Consider the following 18908-nt stretch of genomic DNA (forward strand, 5'->3'; position numbering starts at 1 on the left):
TCTCTCAGCTCCTCGGTTCTCGGCCCCTCAGCTCCTCCATTCTGTCGCTCCTCGATTTGCGGGTCAGTTTCTGGTAAAAAACCGCGGTTTTCTACCAGAAACTGACCCCAGAATCGCGGGGTCGCGGGGTCGCGGGGTCTCGGGGTCTCGGGTCGTGGGTCTCGGGGCTATCTCAGCCGCGCTGCCAGTTCCGTCAGGATCTCGGTCGTGCCACCCTCGAGGCGCACGTCGGCGCGGGCATCCACCGCAGTGGGGCCGCGATTGATCACGGCGACGGGGATCCCGCGCCGCTCCGCACGGTGCACAAGCCGCACTCCAGTGTTGACGGCTAGTGAGGTGCCGGCGAGGATCAGCGCTCCGGCCTCATTGAGGAGCACCTCGGCGGCCGCGAAGACCTTCGGCGGGACGGTTTCGCCGAAGTACACAACATCGGGCCGGAGCATGCCTCCGCACATTGGGCAGGTGGGCACCTCAACGGCATCAGTCTCGGCGACTGCGGCATCACCATCGGGCGCGATTTCCGCGCCCGCGTGGCGCTCCGCGTAGCCAGGGTTGAGAGCATCGAACCAGCCCAGCACCTCGTTGCGTGTTGTGCGGAAGTCGCAGTTGACGCAGCGAATCGTGCTCCCGCTGCCGTGTAGTTCAACGACCGTTCGGGATCCAGCGCGGCGATGCAGCCCATCGACATTCTGCGTGATGACACCGTTGATGCGCCCGGCGGCTTCGAGGTGAGCAAGAGCGATATGGCCAGCGTTGGGTTGTATGGCTGAGAACCGAGATGAGCCGACGCGGGCTCCTGCCCAGAATCGGCGGCGGTACTGCGGGTCATCGGTGAACTGCGAGATGCTCATGGGGGTGCGGGGAGGGGATCCCTCGCCGCGGTAGTCAGGGATGCCGGAGTCGGTGCTGATCCCAGCACCCGTGAGCACTGCGACCGGACTCGCCTCGAAAAGGGTGACGAGTTCGTCGATGTTGTGGCCCATGGTTCGGTCCCCCTAATCTCTAATGAGGCATCTACGGATGCAGCAACCAAGCCTAGCGGGCTGTGTCTTAAGGGGAGCCGGGGTGCGCTCCGAAGTGCATCGGTTTACTCAATCTCCAACGAGTACTAGAAAACCGTTGTCTTTTGTAAGCTCGGAATCGTTTATTATAAGAGGTGTGAAAGGTAACTGATGTAGGCCCTTCTCGCAACGGGATAGGGAAGGTGGGCCGGAGTGATAATCAACAAGGAATCCTCTCGACCAAAAGCCGCACCAAAGTGGCTCATTCTCGGCTGGTCGTGCCTTGCGATTTCGCTCTCCGCCTCGCTTCCGATCGGGGTGCTCCTATTCTTGTTTGTGCCGCGAGCATCGCAGTTAAGTTCGATCACCGAGTTCTTTATTCCATGGGCGCTCTTGATGTCTATCTGGACAACCGTGCTCGCTCTGCTGCTGTGGCCCCTGTTTTCCCGGATAAAACAAATAGTTCCCCGTGCGCCACTCTTTATGGCGGCGAACTTTTGCAGCGCAGTGTTTGTATTTGCTGCCATTTCTGGGGTCACCGGTCTCAACCGTGACGGGGAAATGCAGGGTGCGTTCTTTGGTGGACTCTTTGTTGGTGCGGGCACACTCTGGCCATTGCTGCTCTTGGGGCTCTTAACCTCGCTGCTGGCCGACGGTTTTGTAAGGCGAAAAGGTATGGCGATCGTATGTAGCGTGATTGCGGTGGTGATTCTTGTTGGCGGTGGTGTGCTCTATGTTGCCAGCGAGCTTTTGTGAACCAACTCGGCACCGGGGGCGAGAGTCAGGAGTGAATTGCTCGCAGTTGCAACCACGTCACCAGCAACGCATCCGGCTCCACAAGGTCAATCCCGTACTTCTCCTCGGCTCGACGCAGGCGATAGCGGGCGGTGTTCTCGTGGATTCCGAGCACACGCGCGGTCTGTGCGACGTTGCCAAAGCTGCCGCACCACACGCGAAGGGTCTCAGCGAGCTGAGGTTCCTCGAAAACCATGCGCTCAAGCTCCGTCGAACGCAGTTCGGGGCTGCTCGCGAACATCGTCGCGGCCCGTTCAAACACGAGCATGGGCCGCAGCGATTCGACGGTGAGCACACGATCCTTCACACCTAACGGTGCCTGCGGCCGCCGCGATGCGGTATCGAATAGTCGATCGGCGAGGTCGCGCAGCGGGGCAATCTCGGCGGATCTGTGCGCGACCCCGGGTGCGGTCACAAGAACGCCGGGGCCGATGAGGCGGTCGAGGATCGGGATCAGCGGTTCTGCGAGCGAACTCGCAACAGTCGTGGGATCATTCGCAACGAGAGCGTAAACCCTCCCGCCGCGCACGACCGTTACGGCCTCGGGGCGATACAGCTCAAGGTGGCGCTGCACCGTTGACCGCAGCTGCGCAGGAACGGTGGGCAGTTCCGCTTTCGGGTGGGCAAAGGCCAACAGAGTTGCGCCTCGCTCCTCCGTCATGCCGAGCTCGGCAAGCTCTGACCCCATCACATCAGTTCCGTCGAGCAGGGTGCGAAGACGATCCTCGCGCGGGATCTGCGTCGCCTTTCGCACCCGAATGTCGTCGAGCATGTGTGACGCCGCGACAACCGCGGCGGCCCTAATGCGCCTGGCTTGCTCGGTGGTGAGGGGAGCGTCGCCGGAGGCATCAATCGCCCACACCGTGCCGAGTGGCAGAGCACCCGCGCGAATGGCGATGGTAACTCGGGGCTCCTCGTCGTCAATGTGCGGGTACTTGATCGGGTCATCGGAGCGCAGCACCGTGCGGTACTGATCGTCGTTGAGTGGGGAATCGGGTACGCGCCGGGTCAGGATGCCCTGGGTGCGGTGCGTGTCGATGAGTTGGCCGGGCACTGAAGAGTAGGCGATGATCCTGCGCCCCAAATCCTCGATGGTGACGGATCCTCCGAAAAACTCGGCGAGCTCGTTTGTGAGCGCGAAGAGGGGCTCTGCCCCGCGATCCCGGTGGGTGTCTTCGCTGTGGTGTTGCTCGCCCAACAACTGCGCAATGTACGCATCAAAGAGCCGCCAGCTGAGGCGCTCGCTCACGCGGATGATGGGCACACCGCTCGACTCGGCAATGGCGGTGTAGGTGGCGATGTCACCCTCGTGGCACTTCACGGCAATGGCCGAATACCGCAGCTGCGCGGCGCGCTCCGCGAGGGCGGCGATGTGGGCCGCGGGCATCTCTGCGGCAGAGGGAGCAAGTAGAAGGGTGTCAGGATCCTCGCGCAGTTCTTCGAGCGCATCGTAGAAGTCGGTGCCGCGCACCGTGAGCTTGGTGTCTCCGCGGCCGAGCAGGGTGACCGTATTGGGTCCGAGCGCCAGCAGCAACTCACCGAGCGTCACGTTCTCGACAGGCTCAACTAGAGAAATAGCTGCATTCATGGAGTAAATCTATCTTTAAAACACAAAAAACTTCGCTTCAAAGGCTCGTATGGTTATCACGCGACGGTGCAAATGCCGCTTATGCGGTGCAGATGACGCTCGCGCCGCCCACCCCGCGAACGGAGAACCCATGTCGATCATTTCCCCAACGGCAGAGCCAACAATCGAGCAGCCGTCTCCCGAGGGCACACGCCTCGGAGAGCTGTGGAGCATCTTTCCCGAGGAATCGGGCTGCGACGTAGACGGCAGCCTCACGGTCGGCGGAGTCTCGGTGAACGAGCTCGCCGAACAGTATGGCACCCCGCTGCACATCATTGATGAGGCGGGACTGCGCCGCCAGGCCCGGCGCTTCGTCGACGGTCTTCGCGAGCGCTGGCCGAACTCGGACGTGTTGTTTGCGTCAAAGTCGCTCCCGATCGTCGGCATGTACCGGCTCGCGCAAGAGGAAGGCCTCTCGATCGACGTCGCGGGCGGTGGTGAACTGAAGCTCGCGCTCGCCGCGGGGGTTGACCCTGAGCGCCTCCACTTTCACGGCAACGCCAAGACCGACGCCGAACTGCAGGACGCGCTCGACGCTGGCATCGGCGTGATCATTGTCGACAACGAGCACGAGCTTGATCGCCTCGAGCGGCTCCTCACCCGCCCCCAGCGTCTCCTGCTGCGCGTCATCCCAGGGGTCGACGCCGTGACCCACGCCTCCCAGGCGACCGGTGGCGACGACTCGAAGTTCGGACTGCCGATGGACCAGGCCCTGCGCGCTATCGAGCGCATGAGGGCGCACCCGCTGATGGATTTTGAGGGTGTACACCTGCACATCGGCTCGCAGATTCTCGGCACCGAGCAGTTCGCGGAGGCAGTCGAGAAGCTGTCGACCGCCGGACACTTCAACACCTATGACGTGGGCGGCGGGCTCGGCGTGAAGTACACCTACAGCGAGCAGGCGCCCTCCGTCGACGAATACCTCGACGCGATCGTTGAGGCGGCGAAGAAGCACCTGCCCGCCGACGCCAAGCTGATGATCGAGCCCGGCCGATCCCTCGTGGCTCGCTCCGGTGTGACGCTCTACCGAGTTGTCACGGTGAAGCACACGGGTCGGGTGTTTGTGGCCGTCGACGGCGGCATGGCCGATCAGCTGGACATCGCGCTCACCCAGCAGCGCTACGAGGCCGTGCTGGCCAATCGCCTGACCGAGCCGTGGACCGAAACCGTGCAGCTGGTCGGGCGCCAGTGCGAATCGGGCGACCTACTGGTTGACGGCGCTCCGTTGCCCGCGGCCAAACCCGGCGACCTCGTGGCGATGCCGGTAACGGGCGCCTACGCCTACACAATGGCCAACAACTACAACGGAGCCCTGCGGCCCGCGATCGTTTTTGTGGCCGACGGTGAAGCACGACTCGTCGCCCGCCGCGAGAGCTACGACGATCTCCTCACCCTGCACGAACCCGCGTTTGCGGCCGAGCTCACTCATTCGTTTCGGCCGATCCACAACCCCAAACTGAAGGACACACAATGAAACTGTCAAAGAAGACATCGTTCGCGCTGATTGCAACCGGGGCCGCACTGGCGCTCTTGCTGAGCGGTTGTTCGGGATCGGGTGGCGGTGATAACGCCAAGGCAGACGGCCCCAACGTGCCGACCGGTGATGAAATCAGCACCAAGGCCGATCCCGCCCTCACCAAAATGCTGCCCGACAACATTGTGAAGCAGGGCAAAATCAACATCGCCGTTGACATCCCCTTCCCGCCCATGGCGATGTACGACAAAGACAACCGCGAGATCGGCTTCGACCCCGAACTCGGGCGCCTGATCGGTCAGAAGCTCGGGATCGACGTCTCGCTCAATAAGCAGGCCTTCGACTCGGTGATCCCGTCGCTGCAGGCAAAGAAAAACGACATCATCATGAGTGGCATGAACGATACGCCCGAGCGGCAGGCCACACTCTCGTTCGTCGATTACACACACGGTGGGTTCGCGATTGCGGTGAAGAAGGGCAACCCCGAGAAGATCACCACGCAGAAGGATCTGTGCGGCAAGACCGTTTCGGTGCAGAAGGCGACGGTGCAGGGCGACCTGCTGCGCGCGATGGACTGCGGCATCAACGTGATGGAACTGCCAGCTGACCTCGACGCGCAGACCGCCCTGCGCGCGGGCAAGAGCCAGGCCTACGCCGCCGACGCGGTCGTGACCGAGTACGTGGTTGCCACGACCGACAAGGGTAATGCCTTTGAGATCGTGCGTGATCCTCAGAACCCCGCGGGCTTCAACCCCGTGTACAGCGGAATCGGCATTCTGAAGGGCGAGACCAAACTGATCGAGGCTGTTCGCCAGGCAATGCAAGAACTGATCGACGAGGGCACCTACCAAAAGGTGCTCGAACGCAACAATATTGCGGCCTACGCGGTTGATTCGGCGAAGGTCAACCAGGGCAAGGCGTCATGAGCGGACAGGCAGGATCGGCCCTCGCTGTTGCCGCTGCGCCGATCCCGAACTTGACGACCGACGACGACGTCGAAGCCATCCCGCTGCGCCGGCCCTGGCGCTGGGTGAGTGCCATCGTGGTGCTTGCGCTCGTTGTGAGTTTTGTGATTGTGGTCGCGACGAACCCGAATCTCGACTTTGACACCGTGGGTGAGTTTCTCTTTGACTCGCGCATTCTTGAGGGTGTGTGGCTCACGATCCTGATCACCGTGATCTCGATGGTGGTGTCGACCGTTCTCGCGATTGTGATCGCGGCGATGCGGCTCGCCTCGAACCCCGTGCTGACGACGGTCGCGTGGTTTTATGTGTGGGCGTTTCGGGGAACTCCGGTGCTGGTGCAGATTGTGCTTTGGGGGTACCTGGGGCTGCTCTTTGACAAGGTGTCGCTCGGCATTCCGCTGACCGACGTGGTGTTCTGGCAGATGGACACGAACTCGCTCGTGACCCCGTTTATTGCGGGTCTGCTCGCGCTGACGCTGAACCAGGCCGCGTACTCGTCTGAGATTGTGCGCGCCGGCATGATGTCGGTCGATGAGGGGCAGCGCGAGGCCGCCTACTCGCTCGGCATGTCGCCGCTCTACACCTTCCGTCGGGTGCTGTTGCCGCAGGCGATGCGCGTGATCATTCCGCCGATGGGCAACGAGCTGATCTCCATGCTGAAGAACACCTCGCTGCTCTCGGTGATCGCCGTGATGGAGCTGTACACGCAGGCCTCCGTCATCTCGTCATCGAACCTCAAGCAGGTTGAGCTGCTGATTGTGGTCAGCATTTGGTACCTCTTTATGACGAGTGTGCTGTCGGTTCCGCAGTATTACCTGGAGCGTCGCTTCGGTCGCGGCAGCAGCCGCAACCTGCCGCCCACCCCGCTGCAACGTGTGCGCGCGGCGCTTGCCAGTCGGCGGCCCGGACCCGAGCCCGCTCCCGAGACACAGATTGTGAGTGTGCCATGAGCACTGTAGATGTTGTTGCTGGTGTCGGCGTTGCCGCCCCAGCCGGGCCTGTAGGCCAGTCGCTCGTTGAGGTTCGGCGAGTGCGCAAGAGCTTCGGAGCGCACCAGGTGCTGCGCGATGTGTCGCTTGCGGTGCCGGCTGGCACTGTGACGGTGCTGCTTGGTCCATCAGGATCAGGGAAGTCAACACTGCTGCGGTGCATCAACCACCTGGAGAGCATTGACGGTGGCCGGATCATCGTCGACGGCGAACTGATCGGGTATCGCCAGGCCGGTGCGAAGATCCACGAGATGACCCCTCGCCAGATCGCGAAGCAGCGGCAGGGGATTGGCATGGTGTTCCAGCGCTTCAACCTCTTCCCGCACATGACCGCTCTCGAGAACGTGTGTGAGGCTCCAGTTGGTGTGGTGCGGCGGAGCCGTTCTGCCGCGAAGCAGCAGGCTTTGGCATTGCTTGACCGCGTGGGGCTCGCCGACTTTGCGGGTCACTATCCGGCGCAGCTCTCTGGTGGGCAACAGCAGCGTGTGGCGATTGCGCGGGCGCTCGCGATGGAGCCGAAGCTGATGCTGTTCGACGAGCCGACGTCGGCGCTCGATCCTGAGCTTGTTGGTGACGTGCTCGATGTGATGCGAGAGCTCGCCCGCGACGGCATGACGATGATCGTGGTGACGCACGAGATCGGCTTTGCCCGCGGGGTCGCGGATCAGGTTGTCTTCATGGATGGCGGGGTAGTTGTTGAGGCAGGGCCACCCGAGGAAGTGCTCGATAACCCGCAGCGGCAGCGTACGCAGAACTTCCTGGAGAGTGTGAAGTAGGGGTTTCTACGCTCACTTGCTCACTGAATCGACGAAGCTGACGGACGCCTCCGAGATCTGCTTGCGGGCCGCCTCGTTGCTGATGGTGGGTGTGTTGTCGCCGCTCTGCGGGCCGTAGCTGCCGAACTGGGCGTGGGTGCCTCCCTTGATAACTGTGAAGGTGGCGTCCGCCGGAAGATTCGAGCGTGAGGCCTTGATCTTCGCGGGGGTCGCGAGTCCGTCGAGGCTTCCCGAAATCGATTCCACCGGAACCGTCAGCGTTTCGCTGATGTCGTTTGCAGGATAGGAGGCGTAGAAGAGAAGCCCCGCGACCGGGGCGTTCTTCTCAGTGGCCTCTATCGCCGCGACTGTTCCGCCGAGCGAATGCCCCGCGACCACCCACTGGGCGACTTCTGGGTTTGAGGCTTTTGCGCTGTCAAAAGCAGACAGTGCGAGGAACGCGATCCCCAACGGCTGTTTGGTGATGACGACCGTGTGGCCATCTTCGGCGAGAGGCCGTAGTACCGCGGCGTAGGCACGCGCGTCGACCAGCGCGCCGGGCTGAAAGAAGACTCCGGTGCTGCTCTCAGGTGTCTTCGCGTCGGTCGGACGAAGTTCAATGTCCGTGGTCGTTTCCGTGACGGTCACGGTCTTGTCTGAGTGCATCGCCGCTAGAGCGGGTTCGACTGCGACATACGGGCGCAGCCAGGCAAGGATCGCGATCCAAACCACTCCCAGCGCGATCAGCAGAACGCGCCACACGACTCCCCAGACGCCGATCCGTATGGTCTCAGCCCGCTCGTCCTTGCTTCTCCGCCGAATCTTGCGCAGCGACAGCCAGCCGAGCAGAAGTGCGCCGAGGGCCGAGATCGTCAGGACGATCGCGTAGGCGGGGTGGCCGTGAACCACGGCGCCCCAAGCGGTGAGGCAGGCCCAGAGGATGACACCGAGGGTTGCGGCTGACAGCATCAAGCTTGCCCAGGAGAACCATGCAGCGGGGCGGGAGGTTTGTGTGGTCACGATTCAAAGCTACATGAGAAGTCCCCTCGTATCGCTTCAGAACTGTGCCATCCGCCAGCCTCGCCGAGCTTGCAACTCGGTGCTGACCCTGCATTTCAGCGCCGAGCCTGCATCTCGGTGCCGAGCCTGCATCCAAGAACTGCAGGTTCGGCGATGGAGTGCAGGTTCGGCATTGAAAGGTCGATAAAGCTGCCGAGTATTTGTACCTACCGCGGCAGCGCCATGAACATGTCGCGGCGCAGGGACCCGACGTGCTCGCGGGTGGTGGTGGCGGCTCGTGATCCGTCGCCCGCTCGCAGCGCCTCGACTATTGCACGGTGCTCGCGGTGGGATCCGCCGAGACGATCAAGAGGATATGGCAGAAAGTAGCGCGCCAGCATCTCGTAGGTGGTCTGATAGCTCGTGGCCTCTACGAGCCCGCTCAGCTCTGCGCAGCGGCGGTGAAAGCGGCGATCCGCGCTGTGAAATGCCGCCCAGGTGGTGGCCTGCTCGGCGGCATCGACTAGGGCTTCGAGATCGTCGCACTCTTCCACGGTGATGCGCTCGGCGGCCGCCGCAACGAGGGCGCTCTCCATGAGGCAGCGCTGGTCGATGAGTAGTCGGATCGCGTCCTCGTCGGCGCGGAACACGTTTACCGCGGAGTCCTGAATCTGCGGGGGAGACGCCGCGACAAAGGTGCCGCCGCCGCGGCCGCGGCGACGCACGAGCGCACCGTCTTCGACCAGCGTCTCGAGTGCTCTGCGCGCCGTGATCGGCGCAACATCGAGCCCCTCGGCGAGTGCTTCGAGCGGCGGGAGCTGCTCGCCCGGGGCATACAGGCGGTGCTCGATTGCGAGCAAAATACGCGCGCGCACGGCGTCGATCGCGGAGAGTCGGGTGATGGTTTCGGCGCCGGGGGCTGCGTGCAGGGCCTCGGAAATCTCCTCGAGCGCGGGATCACGAAGCGGGGCCATGTTGCGATTCTAGCCCGACATGTTTTATATTGATCAAAATGATCTCTTTAGTGCCGAGGAGTTGGCTACGCTCATGAGCGACCTGCGGATTGGTGTGGCCCAGCGGGCACCACTGCCATGCGACGACCAGACGGACGCCCTGCGCGCCCTCCGTGAAGATGTGGCCGAGACGCTGCGTAAGCACCCGGACATTCAGATGCTGGTGTTCCCGGAGATGCACCTCAACGGCACCGAGCATCTGCCCGAGGCTGAGCGCCCTGCGGCGCTCGAACAGGCCGCCGTCGCACTCGACTCCGACTTCGTGCGCGCCCTCGGCGAGATCGCTGCCGAGCACGGCATCTGGCTCTGCCCCGGCAGCCTCGGCGAGCGAGTTGCGCCAAGCGAACAACACCCCGAGGGCGATTTCTTCAATACACAGTTGCTGTTCGATCCTGCCGGAAAACTGCGCGCGAGCTACCGCAAGATGTTCCCGTGGCGGCCGTTCGAACCGCACACCCCCGGCACCGAGTTTGTGGTCGCCGATCTCGACGGCGCCGGTGTTGCAGGCATGTCGATCTGCTACGACGCGTGGTTCCCCGAGCACTCCCGCCAGATCGTGTGGCTCGGCGCAGACGTGGTGCTCAACATCGTGAAGACCACCAGCCCTGACCGCGAGCAGGAACTGGTGCTCGCGCGCGCCAACGCGATCGTCAACCAGTGCACTGTGGTCAGTGTGAACTGCGCGGGTCCGGTCGGACGTGGCCGCAGCATCGTCGTTGGCCCAGAAGGGTTTGTGCTGGCGGAGGCCGGCATCGGAGAAGAAACCCTAGTGGTGACCGTCGATCCTGACCACACCGCAAACGTGCGCGAGCGCGGCACCATGTTCACCAACCGCATGTGGGATCAGCTGAAGCCTGGCGACGCCGAGATCCCACTTCCCATGTACAACGGCAAGATTTCCCCCGCGAACTGGGCACCTAGAGGAACGCAGTCGTTCGATTCAACCGAGATGGAGTAACCCACCCTCATGACCGATGTATCTCTCAAGCGAACCCTGCGACTGCCGTCGCTGGTTATTTTTGGACTCGCCTACCTCACCCCGCTCATTGTGCTCGGCATCTTTGGGGTCATCGCCTCTGAGACCGGCGGCGCGAGTGCGAGTGCCTACCTGATCGCCCTGGTCGCGATGCTGTTCACGGCGAACAGCTACGGTCGCATGGCTCGGGCGTACCCGGTCGCAGGATCGGCCTACACGTACGTGCGCCGCACGATCGACGGCCGCATTGGCTTTCTCGTCGGCTGGGCAACGATGCTCGACTATCTGTTCTTGCCGATGGTGATCTGGCTGATTGGTGGATCGTACCTGCAGGCGCAGTTCCCGGGAGTGCCGATGCCGGTGTGGATCCTGGGCTTCATCGTGATCACGACCATCTTGAACGTGATCGGGATCAAGGTCGCCGACCGCACGAACCTCGTGCTTATGAGCTTCCAGATTCTCGTTATTGTCTTCTTTGTTGCGCTGGCGCTGGCGAATGTTGCGAGCACCGACGGAGCTGGCGGGCTGATCAGCTCGGCTCCGTTTGTGGGAACCGACGCGGGGCTGGCCGGGATCGCGGGCGGCGCTGCGATTGCTGCGTATTCGTTCCTTGGGTTTGACGCGGTGACCACCCTCACTGAGGAGACCATCGACCCGAAGCGCACGGTGCCGAAGGCGATCATGCTCGTTGCACTCATTGGTGGCGGCATCTTTGTGGTTGTCGCGTATGCGGGCCAGCTGGTGCACCCGGGAGGCACGTTCGACAACGCTGACACCGCGGCGTTCGAAATCGCGCACAGGATCGGCGGGGCGTTCTTCGGGGCTGTCTTCCTTGCAGCGCTGGTCATCGCGCAGTTCACCTCGGGCATCGCGGCGCAGGCCGCCGGCAGCCGCCTGCTCTACGCGATGGGCCGCGATGGCGTGTTGCCGAAGCGCATCTTCGGGGCGCTCAATGCGCGTTTTCAGACGCCCGTGTTCAGCCTGCTCGCGATTGCCGTCGTCGGCCTCATCGCGATGGTGATGGATGTTGCGACCTCAACGTCGTTCATCAACTTCGGTGCGTTTATCGCCTTCATTATGGTCAACGTGTCGGTGATCGTGTACTGGGCTCGGCAGCGTCGCGCGGGCAACCGCCTAAACGTGTTCCTGTACCTCGTGGCCCCGATTGTCGGTGTGATCGTGATTGTGATCCTGCTCACGCAGCTCGACATTCACGCGATCACACTCGGTCTGATCTGGCTCGGTGTTGGCATTGTGATCCTCGCGGTGACAACCCGCGGATTCCGCAAGCAGCCGCCGGAGCTCGCGGTTGATGATGTCGAGTCGGTCGAGGTCGGGGCCTAACGCGCGGGCGAATCCCGTCGACCTTTCTTGCGAGCGGCAAGGAAACTGACCGGCGGCAAGGAAACTCACCGGTAGGTTTCCTTGCCGCCGGTCAGCTTCCTTGCCTCCGGCGAGCGTCGAATCGTCTCTGGTAGCGCCGATCCTTGCCGACGGTCGCGACCCCAGTAGAATCAAACCCATGACCAGCGCGCGCGAACAGCTCATCGAACTCATCAAGTCGGACGCCGTTTTCCACGGCGACTTCACCCTCACGAGTGGCAAAAAGGCGAGCTACTACGTCGACATGCGCAAGCTCAGCCTTGATCACCGTGCAGCGCCGCTGATCGGTCAGGTCATGCTCGACCTCATCGACGATATCGACGGAGTTGTCGCGGTCGGCGGGCTCACGATGGGTGCGGACCCGATCGCGTCCGCGATCCTGCACCAGGGCATTGCTCGCGGCAAGACCTACGACGCCTTTGTTGTGCGCAAGGAGCCCAAGGACCACGGCCGCGGCCGCCAGGTTGAGGGCCCCGATCTGAACGGCAAGCGCGTGATCGTCGTTGAAGACACCTCGACGACCGGCGGTTCGCCGCTGCAGGCGATCGAGGCACTCAAGAAGGTCGGCGCGATCATCGCGGGTGTTGCGGTGGTTGTGGATCGCCAGGCCCCCGCCAAGGCTCGCATCGAGGGCGAGGGCTACGAGTACCGCTTCGCCATTGGCCTCGACGATCTCGGGCTCGAACCGCAGTAGCTCGAACCTCAGTAGCTCAACCGGAAGTGAGGACAACGAAGTCATGACAACCGCCACGGGATCCCGCGGAGCCATCTCCACCTCCCACCACCTCGCAACCGAGGCCGGCGCCGCCGCGCTCGAAGCGGGCGGCAACGCCATCGACGCGGCGCTCGCTGCCGCGGCCACACTCTGCGTGGTGTATCCGAACAACGTTGCCCTTGGCGGTGACCTCGTTGCCCTTGTGCGCAGCCCCGACGGGCGCGTGCGCTTTCTCAACGCCACGGGCACCGCGCCCGCCGGCCAGACACTCGAGGCGCTTCGGCAGAAGCACGGCGACGCGCTTCCGCTGCGCGGCCTCGACGCCATCACTGTTCCCGGAGGCGTGCGTGGCTGGGACGCGCTGCATCAACACGGAGCTGCCCTGAGCTGGGCTGACCACCTCGCGACGGCGACTCGGCTCGCGGCGGACGGCTTCCCGAACTCGCGCTCCGTCGCAGCCGCGCTCGTCGGGGCCCGAGACTCGCTCGCGCAAGATCCCGGAGCCAGCGCGGTCTTCTACCCGGGCGGCGAACCGATCGCCGAGGGGCAGACCCTCCGGCAGCCCGCGCTCGCGGAGTCTCTGCGAAAGCTCGCCGCTGGCGGCGCCGATGAGTTTTACGAGGGTGAGCTCGCCAGCCAGTGGATTGCGGGGCTGGCCGAGCTTGGATCCCGAATCACCCCCGCCGACGCCGCAGGGTTCAGACCCGAGTGGGCGGATCCTCTCGAGGGTTCTTTTGCCGGGCTGCGTGTGCTCACTGGCCCGCCCAACACCTCGGGATTTATGCTGTTGCGGGCGCTGAACGCTGTCGCTGCTGGCATCGAGGATCCGCTGGGTGAGGGAGCCGGGGAACTAGCGCGGGCCTTCCGCGAGGCAAACTCAGTGCGTGCAGCGGAGCTCGCTGATCCCGCATTCGGCGCTGTCTCAGGTGAGGATCTCGTGCGCATGGCCGCTCCCGACGCCGTTATCGCGGGGGATCCGAAAGCAAGCGGCGACACCGTTGGCCTCAGTGCGATCAGCGCCGACGGTTGGGCCGTATCGCTGATCAACTCGGTCTATTGGGACTTCGGAGCCCACATTCTTGAACCGCAGACCGGCATCATCTTTCAGAATCGCGGCACCTCATTTTCACTCGATCCCGCGTCGCCGAACGCGTTTGCGCCGGGCAAGCGCCCGCGTCACACGCTGATGCCGGTACTGGTGCTAGACGGTGACGAGGTGGCATGGGTACCCGCGACGATGGGAGGATCCGCGCAGCCCCAGATTCACGCGCAACTGCTTTTGCGGTCGCTCGCAGGTGCGACCCCGAGCGAGGCGACCCACGCGCCACGGTGGATCGTGAACGAGCCCGCGGCTGACGGACGCGTCACCGTGACCGCGGAAGCCGACGTGCCGGAGGCGACCCGCGATGCGATCGAGGCCGCAGGGTTTACACTTCACACTGTGCCTTCACGTACAGAAAAGCTCGGACACTCGAACCTGATCCGCGCCCACAACGCGGGCTATGCGGCGGCGAGTGACCCGCGCTCCGATGGATCGGCCATTGTGGTGTCCGCTTAAATCGGGCCTGCACGATTTCAAAACTCCAACAAAGAATCGTTTTCACCTATGACCAAGACTGAACGCCCCAACTTCTTCCCCCTGCTCGTGATTGGTGTCGCGGCCGGCATTCTCTCGGGGCTGTTCGGGATCGGCGGCGGCACGATCATCGTGCCGGCTCTGATGCTGTGGGTCGGCATGGAACAGCGGTTGGCTGCGGGCACCTCGGTCGCGGCGATTCTGCCGACCGCGGTGGTCGGTGCGATCACCTATGCCGTGCAGGGGCACGTTGACTGGATCGCGGCGGCCTGCCTCGCGGTGGGCATCGTGGCGGGAGCGCAGCTCGGCAGTTACCTGCTGGCGAAACTGCCGACCGCCTTCTTGCGGTGGCTGTTCATGGGCTTCTTAGTTGTTGTGATCGTCAGCCTCTGGTTTGTGGTTCCGGCGCGTGACGATCAGATCGATCTGAGCATTTTTGCGGGCATCATGCTGGTGCTCACGGGTGTGATCACTGGCATTCTTTCTGGCCTGCTCGGGGTCGGCGGCGGTGTGGTTGTGGTGCCGGTGCTGATGTTCTTCTTTGGCGCGAACGACCTCGCCGCGAAGGGTAGCTCGCTCGTCATGATGATTCCGGGTTCGCTGTCAGGCACGATCGGAAACTCTCGTCGCAATAATGTCGACCTGCGCTCGGCTGCAATCGTTGGTATCGCCGCGAGCGTGTGTGTGCCGTTTAGCTCGCTCTTTGCCGCGTGGATCGATCCGCTCATCGGCAATATTTTGTTCTCGCTCTACCTGGTGTTTATTCTCGGGCAGATGCTGGTGCGGGAGGTCAAGAAGCGTCGGGCGTAGTGCCCTAAACCTTGCCGGGTGGCGTGCGGTGAACGCGTCTCAACATTTTGGTCTCGCATTACGTTGAGATGCGTTCACCGCAGAAGCCCGTCTGGGCGGGGCTACAGCAGATCCGCAACCGACCCCAAGGTCTCGTCAGGCCTGAACGGGAAGCGCTCGATCTCGGCCTGATCCGCGATGCCCGTCATTACGAGGATCGTATGGAGGCCCGCCTCCATACCCGCGACGATATCGGTGTCCATGCGGTCGCCGATCATGCCCGTGTTGTGAGAGTGTGCGCCGATCTTGTTGAGGGCTGAGCGGAACATCATGGGGTTCGGCTTGCCGACGACGTAGGGAGTTTTTCCCGTTGCGTTGGTAATGAGTGCGTTGATGGATCCCGTTGCGGGCAGCGGGCCCTCTGGGCTCGGGCCGGTCGCGTCGGGGTTTGTCGAAATGAAGCGGGCCCCGCCGATGATGAGGCGGATCGCCTTGGTGATCGCGTCGAATGAGTAGTGCCGTGTCTCGCCGACCACCACAAAGTCGGGGTTCGACTCGGTCATGATGTACCCCGCGTCGTGGAGCGCGGTGAGCAGTCCGGCCTCGCCGAGCACAAACGCGCTGCCGCCGGGCTTCTGCTGCTTGAGAAACGCGGCGGTTGCGAGAGCGCTCGTCCAGATGCGGTCCTCTGGCACGTCAATGCCAGATGCACCCAGGCGCGCGCTGAGATCCCTCGCGGTGAAAATGGAGTTGTTCGTCAGCACCAGGTACGGGATCTCGGAGTCGCGCCAGTGCTGCAGCAACTCGGAGGCGCCGGGAATCGCCTGGTTCTCGTGGACCAAAACGCCGTCCATGTCGGTGAGCCAGCACTCGATTTCTCCGCGGCGGGCCTGTGCTTGATTGGGATCCATGACTCTAGGCTAGTCCCGGCGTGTGAACGGGAGGTTGCGAGACATGCACGTTTGTCGGTGGCTCCTGGCAGACTGGTCTCATGCACGAACGAGCCGGTCAGCCCGCCCTTGAGTCAGATCTTGTCGACATTGAGGCGCTGCTTGCAGCGTACGATGACTTGGTTCCGGATCCTGCCGTGCCGTCCCAGCGGGTGGTCTTTGGCACTTCGGGGCACCGCGGATCGTCGCTGAACGTGTCCTTCAACCGGGCCCACATCGCAGCGATCAGCATCGCTATTGCGGAGTATCGCGCGGCCCAGAGCATCGAGGGGCCCCTCTTTATCGGAGCCGACACTCACGCGCTCTCCGCACCCGCTGAGCGCACCGCACGAGAGGTGCTGCTTGCCCGAGGTGTGCACGTGGTTTCGGCCGCGGGTACCGGCGACGAAACATTCGTGCCAACCCCGGCGCTGAGCCACGCGATCCTTACCCACAACCGCGATCGTGCTGCCGACGATCCGCACCGTGCCGACGGCATAATTGTTACTCCGAGCCACAACCCGCCCGCCGATGGCGGCTTTAAGTACAACCCGCCGCACGGCGGCCCAGCCGACACCGACGCGACAAACTGGATCGCCGCTCGCGCGAATGAACTACTGGAGAGCGGTGCCGACCTATACGCGGCCCCCGAGGGCGTGGCGTACGGTCACGAGGGTGGGTACGACTTCCTCGGGGAGTACGTCGAAGGACTCGAACACGTCATCAACGTTGCCGCGATTCGCGAGGCCGGTGTGCGGTTTGCCGCGCACCCGCTCGGGGGTGCGAGTGTTGCGTACTGGGCCGCGATCCGAGATCGCTACGACCTCGACCTGACGGTGCTTGGCCCGGGCGTTGACCCGCAGTGGGGCTTCATGCACCTCGACTGGGACGGCAAGATCCGCATGGATCCATCGTCTGTGCAGGTGATGAGCACACTCGACTCTTTCCGCGAAGATTACAACCTCATCACCGGCAACGACGCGGATGCCGATCGCCACGGCATAGTCACTGCAGACGGCCTCATGAACCCCAATCACTACCTTGCGGTGGCGATCGACTACCTGCTCTCGCACCGGCCTGACTGGCCCGTGTCGGCGGGAATCGGCAAGACGCTCGTTTCCTCGGCGATCATTGACCGGGTTGTGGCGGCGCGCGGGCGCGCGCTGCTCGAGGTGCCCGTCGGGTTCAAATGGTTCGTGCCGGGGCTCTCCGATGGCAGCCTCGTGTTTGGCGGAGAAGAGAGCGCAGGAGCGTCGTTCCAGCGACTGGACGGCACCGCCTGGAGCACCGACAAAGACGGCATCCTGCTGGCCCTGCTTGCCGCCGAGATTCAGGCCGTGACCGGCCAGTCTCCCGCGGAGCGCTATCGTGAGCTGGTCGCTGAGTTTGGCGAGCCGAGCTACGCCCGCATCGACACCGCAGCGACGCCCGAGCAGAAGGCCCGTTTGCTCGCGCTCTCACCCGACGACGTGACGCAGAAGGAGCTCGCGGGTGATCCCATCACCGCGATCCTCACTTCGGCTCCTGGCAACGGAGCCGCCATCGGCGGGCTCAAGGTCGAGACCGAACACGCCTGGTTTGCGGCTCGCCCCTCGGGTACGGAAGACGTGATGAAGATCTACGCTGAGTCGTTCCGCGGACCCGAGCACCTGGCCGAGGTGCAGGCCGCGGCCCAGCAGTTGGTGCAGAGGGCGCTTGGTGCCGCAGCTTAGGCCCACCTGCCAGCTGGTGCGCGCATGCCGACCCTGACCCGCACGTCAGCCGGTGCTGACACGTCAGCCGGTGCTGGCACGTCGGCCGGTGTTGACACGTCAGCCGGTGCTGGTATTGACATGTCAGCCGGTGCTGACATGTCAGCCGGATAAGTAGGGCGATCCTGAACCGGCTGGTGAGCCAGCACCGGCTGACAGGTAGGGCAGAGGATCGCAGCCGATCCCTCGCGACGATAACCTAGGTCTATGCCCGGCTCTCAGACTCCAACCCGCCGCTACTCCTACCTGGGGCCGGCGGGCACGTTTACCGAGGCGGCGCTCAAGCAGGTGCCTGAGGCGGTTGGCCAAGAGTGGTGCCCCGTCGCGAACCTGGGCGAGGCCCTCAGCGATGTTGTTTCGGGCAGCAGCGACGCCGCGGTCATCGCCATCGAGAACTCGATCGACGGCGGTGTGACCGTGGCGCAGGACGCGCTCGCGACGATCCCGGGCCTTCGTATTGTGGGGGAGTACCTGGTCCCCGTGCGCTTTGTGCTGGTTGCCCGTCCCGGAACCCGCATGGAGAACATCAACGTGGTCTCCGGTCACCCCGTCGCTTACGGGCAGTGCCGCGCGTGGCTCGATGATCAGATTCCGCGCCACCGCCATCTGCCAGCCACCTCAAACGTGCAGGCGGCAGCCGACCTCTTCGACAGCGAGAAGGGCATCGACGCGGCCATCGCGCCGCCCGGCATCGAAGAACACTACGACGTTGAGGTGCTCGCCGAGGGGATCGCTGAGAACCCTGACGCAATGACCCGCTTCGTGCTGGTGAGCCGCACGGTGCCCGTTGGTGACCCCACCGGTGCCGACAAAACTTCGCTAATCGTGGAGCTGCCAGAAGACCGTGCCGGATCCCTACTCGAACTTCTCGAGCAGTTCGCCACACGCGGTGTGAACCTGACGCTGCTCGCCTCACGCCCCATCGGAGACCGCATGGGGCGCTACCGCTTTGTTATCGATGCCGAGGGGCACATCAAAGACGAACGTGTCGCCGACGCGCTGCTCGGTGTGAAGCGGTTTAGCCCGCACGTGGTGTTCCTTGGGTCGTACCCCCGCGCGGATCGCATCGCCGCCACGACGCACGCGGTCTACGACAATGACACCTTCCGCGACGCCCGTGACTGGCTTCGCGGTGTGATCGAGGGAACGCCCGACGGCAGCGACTGAGAGG

Annotated in this window: 18 protein-coding genes; 13 read left to right on the top strand and 5 right to left on the bottom strand. The window is 63.6% G+C overall.

Annotation, left to right across the window (positions count from 1 at the left end; translation table 11 throughout):
- Positions 1 to 167: 167 nt before the first annotated feature.
- Positions 168 to 983, bottom strand: coding sequence for a Sir2 family NAD-dependent protein deacetylase (locus tag G7068_RS11465; protein WP_166292080.1), 816 nt, complete (start codon positions 981 to 983; stop codon positions 168 to 170).
- Between the two features lie 354 nt (positions 984 to 1337).
- Here G7068_RS11465 and G7068_RS11470 point away from each other — a divergent pair, with 354 nt between their 5' ends.
- Complete coding sequence (locus tag G7068_RS11470) at positions 1338 to 1757, top strand: hypothetical protein (protein ID WP_166292081.1); 420 nt, start codon at positions 1338 to 1340, stop codon at positions 1755 to 1757.
- Between the two features lie 25 nt (positions 1758 to 1782).
- Here the strand turns inward: G7068_RS11470 and G7068_RS11475 are convergent, their stop codons facing one another.
- Positions 1783 to 3384: a helix-turn-helix domain-containing protein gene (locus G7068_RS11475; RefSeq protein WP_166292082.1), complete on the bottom strand. Its 1602-nt coding sequence runs from the start codon at positions 3382 to 3384 to the stop codon at positions 1783 to 1785.
- A 130-nt stretch (positions 3385 to 3514) separates the two neighbouring features.
- On the opposite strand from G7068_RS11475, the gene lysA reads away from it, so the two are divergent.
- Genes lysA through G7068_RS11495 form a run of 4 tightly spaced genes read left to right on the top strand, consistent with a single transcriptional unit; the run spans position 3515 to position 7627 of the window.
- On the top strand, positions 3515 to 4897 hold the full coding sequence (gene lysA / locus G7068_RS11480) for a diaminopimelate decarboxylase (protein WP_166292083.1): 1383 nt from the start codon (positions 3515 to 3517) through the stop codon (positions 4895 to 4897).
- Entirely contained in the window at positions 4894 to 5823 is a 930-nt protein-coding gene (locus G7068_RS11485; protein WP_166292084.1) for an ABC transporter substrate-binding protein, read from the top strand. Before lysA ends, G7068_RS11485 begins: the two co-directional genes overlap by 4 nt.
- Complete coding sequence (locus G7068_RS11490) at positions 5820 to 6812, top strand: amino acid ABC transporter permease (RefSeq protein WP_205881289.1); 993 nt, start codon at positions 5820 to 5822, stop codon at positions 6810 to 6812. Before G7068_RS11485 ends, G7068_RS11490 begins: the two co-directional genes overlap by 4 nt.
- Positions 6809 to 7627, top strand: coding sequence for an amino acid ABC transporter ATP-binding protein (locus G7068_RS11495; protein ID WP_244304476.1), 819 nt, complete (start codon positions 6809 to 6811; stop codon positions 7625 to 7627). Before G7068_RS11490 ends, G7068_RS11495 begins: the two co-directional genes overlap by 4 nt.
- A gap of 12 nt (positions 7628 to 7639) precedes the next feature.
- Here the strand turns inward: G7068_RS11495 and G7068_RS11500 are convergent, their stop codons facing one another.
- Positions 7640 to 8626 (bottom strand): alpha/beta hydrolase, encoded by a 987-nt coding sequence (locus tag G7068_RS11500; RefSeq protein WP_166292085.1) that lies wholly within the window; start codon positions 8624 to 8626, stop codon positions 7640 to 7642.
- 206 nt (positions 8627 to 8832) lie between these two features.
- A complete protein-coding gene (locus G7068_RS11505) occupies positions 8833 to 9579 on the bottom strand; it encodes a FadR/GntR family transcriptional regulator (protein ID WP_166292086.1) in 747 nt (248 codons plus the stop codon).
- Positions 9580 to 9652: 73 nt separating this feature from the next.
- Here G7068_RS11505 and G7068_RS11510 point away from each other — a divergent pair, with 73 nt between their 5' ends.
- The 5 genes from G7068_RS11510 to G7068_RS11530 all read left to right on the top strand — a co-directional run bounded on the left by G7068_RS11510 (position 9653) and on the right by G7068_RS11530 (position 15078).
- Positions 9653 to 10576: a carbon-nitrogen hydrolase family protein gene (locus G7068_RS11510; protein ID WP_166292087.1), complete on the top strand. Its 924-nt coding sequence runs from the start codon at positions 9653 to 9655 to the stop codon at positions 10574 to 10576.
- 9 nt (positions 10577 to 10585) lie between these two features.
- A complete protein-coding gene (locus G7068_RS11515; protein WP_166292088.1) occupies positions 10586 to 11938 on the top strand; it encodes an APC family permease in 1353 nt (450 codons plus the stop codon).
- 178 nt (positions 11939 to 12116) lie between these two features.
- Positions 12117 to 12671 carry an orotate phosphoribosyltransferase gene (gene pyrE, locus G7068_RS11520; RefSeq protein ID WP_166292089.1) on the top strand — a complete coding sequence of 185 codons (555 nt, stop codon included), beginning with the start codon at positions 12117 to 12119 and terminating at the stop codon, positions 12669 to 12671.
- Between the two features lie 43 nt (positions 12672 to 12714).
- Entirely contained in the window at positions 12715 to 14250 is a 1536-nt protein-coding gene (locus G7068_RS11525; protein ID WP_166292090.1) for a gamma-glutamyltransferase family protein, read from the top strand.
- Positions 14251 to 14298: 48 nt separating this feature from the next.
- The gene (locus G7068_RS11530) at positions 14299 to 15078 is read left to right on the top strand and encodes a sulfite exporter TauE/SafE family protein (RefSeq protein ID WP_166292091.1); all 780 of its coding nucleotides are present in this window, start codon (positions 14299 to 14301) and stop codon (positions 15076 to 15078) included.
- Positions 15079 to 15179: 101 nt separating this feature from the next.
- On the opposite strand, the gene G7068_RS11535 is transcribed toward G7068_RS11530, so the two are convergent.
- The gene (locus tag G7068_RS11535) at positions 15180 to 15968 is read right to left on the bottom strand and encodes an HAD-IIA family hydrolase (RefSeq protein ID WP_166292092.1); all 789 of its coding nucleotides are present in this window, start codon (positions 15966 to 15968) and stop codon (positions 15180 to 15182) included.
- Between the two features lie 80 nt (positions 15969 to 16048).
- Between G7068_RS11535 and pgm the strand changes: the two genes are divergently transcribed.
- The 3 genes from pgm to pheA all read left to right on the top strand — a co-directional run bounded on the left by pgm (position 16049) and on the right by pheA (position 18904).
- Positions 16049 to 17698 carry a phosphoglucomutase (alpha-D-glucose-1,6-bisphosphate-dependent) gene (gene pgm, locus G7068_RS11540; protein WP_166292093.1) on the top strand — a complete coding sequence of 550 codons (1650 nt, stop codon included), beginning with the start codon at positions 16049 to 16051 and terminating at the stop codon, positions 17696 to 17698.
- Positions 17699 to 17722: 24 nt separating this feature from the next.
- Complete coding sequence (locus G7068_RS16610; protein ID WP_280116197.1) at positions 17723 to 17851, top strand: hypothetical protein; 129 nt, start codon at positions 17723 to 17725, stop codon at positions 17849 to 17851.
- Positions 17852 to 17944: 93 nt separating this feature from the next.
- Positions 17945 to 18904, top strand: a complete 960-nt coding sequence (gene pheA / locus G7068_RS11545; RefSeq protein WP_166292094.1) for a prephenate dehydratase — start codon at positions 17945 to 17947, stop codon at positions 18902 to 18904.
- Positions 18905 to 18908: the final 4 nt, after the last annotated feature.

Source organism: Leucobacter viscericola (assembly GCF_011299575.1).
In the GTDB taxonomy this organism is placed as follows: Bacteria; Actinomycetota; Actinomycetes; order Actinomycetales; family Microbacteriaceae; genus Leucobacter; species Leucobacter viscericola.